General features: G+C 38.5%; 4 protein-coding genes. All 4 read right to left on the bottom strand.

All coding sequences use genetic code 11. The features are described from left to right. A partial coding sequence (locus V7659_RS29805) for an alpha/beta hydrolase (RefSeq protein ID WP_420491790.1) occupies positions 1-381 on the bottom strand: 381 nt, incomplete at its 3' end. 211 nt (positions 382-592) lie between these two features. Continuing rightward, entirely contained in the window at positions 593-1,441 is an 849-nt protein-coding gene (locus V7659_RS29800) for a DUF3307 domain-containing protein (protein ID WP_335543644.1), read from the bottom strand. 28 nt (positions 1,442-1,469) lie between these two features. Then, a complete protein-coding gene (locus tag V7659_RS29795; protein ID WP_335543643.1) occupies positions 1,470-2,267 on the bottom strand; it encodes a hypothetical protein in 798 nt (265 codons plus the stop codon). A 127-nt stretch (positions 2,268-2,394) separates the two neighbouring features. Then, a partial coding sequence (locus V7659_RS29790) for an AAA domain-containing protein (RefSeq protein WP_335543642.1) occupies positions 2,395-4,593 on the bottom strand: 2,199 nt, incomplete at its 5' end.

Raw genomic sequence — 4,593 nt, 5'->3', positions numbered from 1 at the left:
TGGATGATGAAGAATGGCTCCTTTTAAGGCATCTTGGTAATGGAACAACAAACTCGCGGCGATATTCGCACCATTGGAATATCCAATTGCGATGACATTCTTACGATCAAATTCATAAGTTTGTGAGGCTTCGTCTAGGAATTCATACAATTCTTTTGTACGAAAAATAAGATCCTCTTCATCAAAAATCCCTTCAGCTAATCTGCGGAAAAATCGCGGCATCCCATTTTCAAGGACATTTCCGCGGACACTTAAAAAAGAAGCATCCTCATCAATTTTACCTGAAAGTGGAATCAAATCTAACTCCGTTCCTCCCGTCCCATGCAGCAATAAAAATGTTGGTTTGGTTGCGTCTTTCCCTTTTTGAAAAATATGTTTCATCTTGTTTGTCCCCTTTCTTCAAACAAAAAAGTCCCTTACAGTATTGTTAGAAACTTGGTCATTTCCTAATCATAAAAATTTATTTAATCCCTTCATTTAAATTATCTCGAATATGAGATAATTTTAATACTTAATGAATGCCTCTTCAACTTTTTTGATTTATAATATAAAAAAGAAAAGCACCCACTAGATGCTTTTCTTTCTATAACTCCTATGTTAGGACGATTTTCAACAAAATCCCAAAAGTAATTCCAAGAAACATAGAAGTTAGTGTTCCCAATAAAAAATATTCTGCCCAGTCCCTGTCATCCATTTGTTTAAAGCGGGCAATCGATTTGGCGGCGACGATAAATCCAATCGCTGGGTAGGCACTATAAAATGTTAACAATAATACTAGTAATCTCTCAATATAGCCAATTAGTTTTCCTCGTGAAAGATCATGCTTACTGAAAACTGTATAATGGTATTCTTCTGATAATCCTTTTTTACCCCTACGTTTAAATTCAGCTTCATTTCGTTCATTTTTAAATGAATATTTCCCCTCAAAGGTCAATAATTGATTGGGCAGGGAACCGAGGAGGATCTTGATCATATGTCCGCTTACCGTTGTTGTTAGGATAACAATAATGATAAAAAACAGAACAGACTCAATAAAGCTTAATCCTCCTTTCTGTTGAATGAACCCTTCAATTTCAAATTGAAAGCAAAACATACATGCTAAAAGAATCGCAACTAGATGCAGAACCTGATCTAAAACAAAGTAACCGAGCCGTTTCATGTTTTCTTCGTTCGTCATTTTCAATTTATCAAGCAGGATAATCTTTAACCAATCCAAAATTAGGTGTGATGCCACAATACCAAACAAAGGGATGAACAGGTATTTAAGGATATTCTCAAAATTATAGGAGAGAATCCAGAATCCTATTAAGACAAAACCAGTCGTGAAAAGATGGTGGCTTACATGTTTCCATAAATTCTTTCTTTTTTCTATGACCATGTCATCTGTTTGTAAATAAAAATCAGCAATGAAGTGGGCAAGAACTAGACTGAAAAATAACATGGTTTCTCCTCTCTCTATAGGCTGTAACTTAAGTATCAATAAGTGTGTTTAAGATCGTCTGCAAGTGAATCCGGATGCTTGTTGTAAGGCTTTCATTTGCCATTTCTGGATGAATAGTACTTGCCGGATACGCTTTTTCTTGTAATGAATGTAGTATACTAATTACTTTTGAAAATGTATCTAGGATTTCTTCACTATTTCCCTTCTTAAAATGGCTTGAAATCGTCGGAGCTGTTCTGCCTAGAATCTTTCCAATCACTTTTTGCTGTTTTAAAATAAGGAAGAGAGTACAGACGATTTCCTGAATATCTGTTTGATTCTGAATAAATTTCAATTGCAAATGTAATAATGCATTAATAAGTGTCTCAAATTCATTTCTGAACTGGTGGTACGGTAATGAATCATTTGCTTCGTTTGGATAGAACTGATCCAATTCGAACTTAAAAAGCATTCTGTTTTTTTCTTGTTTAATTAAATCATTTGCATACCTTGCTTGTTTGACCAATGGATGGATCCATTTTTCCAGATCCACTTCCTTTACTTCCTTGTCAATATCCCCAAATGCCAAGCCGAAATAAGGCATATGTTCCTTGTATTTCCACACCCTGCTTACAAAAAAGGCAATCGTATACGCTGTTGAATATCCAGGGCCAACAAAAATAATTTCATCTCCTGCACGATGCTTTATTTGGATCGGTCCAAGATCCTCTGTCCAACAAGTAATCCAGTCCACCACTTCATCCAAGTAAACAGTAAGTTTCTCCCCCATTTTTGGGGTGGAAGAATTACTTACATCAAGAATAAAAATCGATATCGGAACATTCATTCATTATCCCCTTCAAACAAAATAGTTAGATTATATAATCTAATTCTAATTAAGTTAGATTATATTGTCAAACTACTTTCTGATTAAATCATTTAGCGAAACTTTACCTTGCATTCCCACGAAATGATTACTCCAGTGTTTGGAACTGTCCTAGTAAATACTCACATACTCTCTCCGAATGGAGCCTAACCGCAATATAAGGGGGACGGACTCCTCTTGCAGCCTCTAATGGCAAACCAAGCCATAACAACTGCTCATCTACCATGATGAATGGAAACGGCAAGCGGATATTCAATAACTGATTGGGTCGCAGTTCTTCCCACAATTCCCCCGCCAAAACCGTTAATTTTACAGTCGGGCTCCTTTTTTGCAGTTGTTCCTTCCATTGTTCAGAAAGGACTGTTTGGTCCGGTAAAGAAAGAATGATTGACTTTTTTGCTGATTGGAGGTCCCTGAATACTTTCTCTAAATTACGTGCATGCATCCACTGTAATCTTGGCTGCTGATTTTTTATCCATTTGCCAATATCCTTGGTTCCGATTGTTTGCTGCTTACGCCCTTGATGTTCCACGAGCTGTCTTAGTGTTTTACCATTATACACATGTTTTCGAATAAACGATTGATCGCTGAGATGTATGAACTTTCCTTTTGTTCGGGTAATGGCCACATTGATCAATCGTTCACTATCCTTACCTGTGAGAAGTATACCTGCCCGTGTTTGCGGTTCACTGTCCACCGTGTCAAAAATCATGACATCACGTTCACTGCCTTGAAATCTGTGCACGGTCGCAGCAATAATATCAGCGGTTGATCTTTCCTTTTCATATAAATCTGCAAGCAGTATCTCCATTAAATTTGCTTGCGCACGGTATGGTGTCACATAACCAATTGAACGAGCCCCAGCCACGAACGACTCATGAATTAATTGAAAGGACAATAATACATGCCATATATTCATGCGTGAATTCGATGCCTTTTCTGTCATGCCATATACCCCTGAGTGACTTGTATCAAGAAGAACAGAGGCCATTCCTTGAAAGGGTGTTAGATCGACGATTGATTTTCTACTTTTTAGAACACTTTCATGATCGCCGACAAGCGAGTGGTAAATATACTGATTCGTGAAGGAGGAGATATCCGGATGCATTCTCCGTTGCTCTTTTAATAAAAAAAGGTGGGGATGCAGCATTCCATCGCGAACCCAGTCGACCACACCAGCGCGATGGAAGATATCTTCTTTTAACCACAAGGTGACTAATGGATCCCTAGAGGAGGCAATCGGTGGTAACTGTTTAAAATCACCACAAATAATCACTCGCTTTCCGAGCGTCGCAGCAAAAGCAGCTTGAGGGACATATGCCATACTTGCTTCATCTAGGATGACAAGGTCAAATTCTTTTTCATAAATTGCTGCATCACCCGCCGCTTTGGCAAGTGTTGATCCCACGATATACGCATCCTTAATAAATTCAAGCTCTTTTTGGCGGATTTTTTCAAGAACTCTGGCAATTTTAGTTTCTAGTTCAAGCAACTGATTCGTGTCCCTTTTGCTAAAAGAATGGGCGATATCTTGCTTTAAATTCCGTCTTTCCGCTAGTAACAGTTCCTTCTCTTCTGCTAGCCGAGGATCTTCTTTCTGAAGGAGTTGACTAGTGGTCACTGCTTCATGATCGGCAAAATGTTCGCCTGTATTGAACCCATAGCGGAGCACATCTCCCTCACGAAAACGGCCTTTCTTTTGAATAAAGGCTGATATCTCATGAATGAGGACATCAACCGCTTGATTACTATGTGATAAAATTAACACTTTCTTTTCCTGGAAATACTTATTTGCGGCTACTCGGGCCAAAGTATAGGTTTTCCCTGTTCCAGGAGGGCCCCAAACGAAGGTAACAGGGTTGTACTTGGAACGCAAAATGAGTTCATGAACATTGCTTTTACTTTTTTCAACCGGATGTTTAGCAGGCATGGAGGGGTCCATCAATCTTTTTACTCGGATTCGTTTTTGCTTATTTTTTTTCATTTCGTCCAGCCGTTCAATGAGCTGTTCAAGTAATTCCCATGGATCATGAAAAAGCTGTGCTTCGTGAATTAAATCTCCAAATGATTGTTCCATGGCAAGCATAACTCCCTTCCCTTCAGAAGAAAGCACTCGACCGCTCTGTTTCATGCTCCCCCACTCAAGTCGAACCTGAGAACCAATGGGAATCCGGATAGATATTGCCGTATCAAAATAGTAGGTATAGGAACCTTCTGTGGATAGCAGCCTTCCATTGGAAACAAGAAATTTATTGCTGCCATATTTTTTTAAATGGAGGATTTCATT

The sequence above is a fragment of the Neobacillus drentensis genome (assembly GCF_036966985.1).
Lineage (GTDB): Bacteria > Bacillota > Bacilli > Bacillales > Cytobacillaceae > Neobacillus > Neobacillus drentensis_E.
Note: the sequence above shows the minus strand (reverse complement) of the source record. Positions and strands in the feature narration are given on the sequence as shown.

Coding starts and splice junctions, on each gene's coding strand:
- V7659_RS29795 (WP_335543643.1), bottom strand. CDS start 2,267: ATGAATGTTCCGATATCGATTTTTATTCTTGATGTAAGTAATTCTTCC.
- V7659_RS29800 (WP_335543644.1), bottom strand. CDS start 1,441: ATGTTATTTTTCAGTCTAGTTCTTGCCCACTTCATTGCTGATTTTTAT.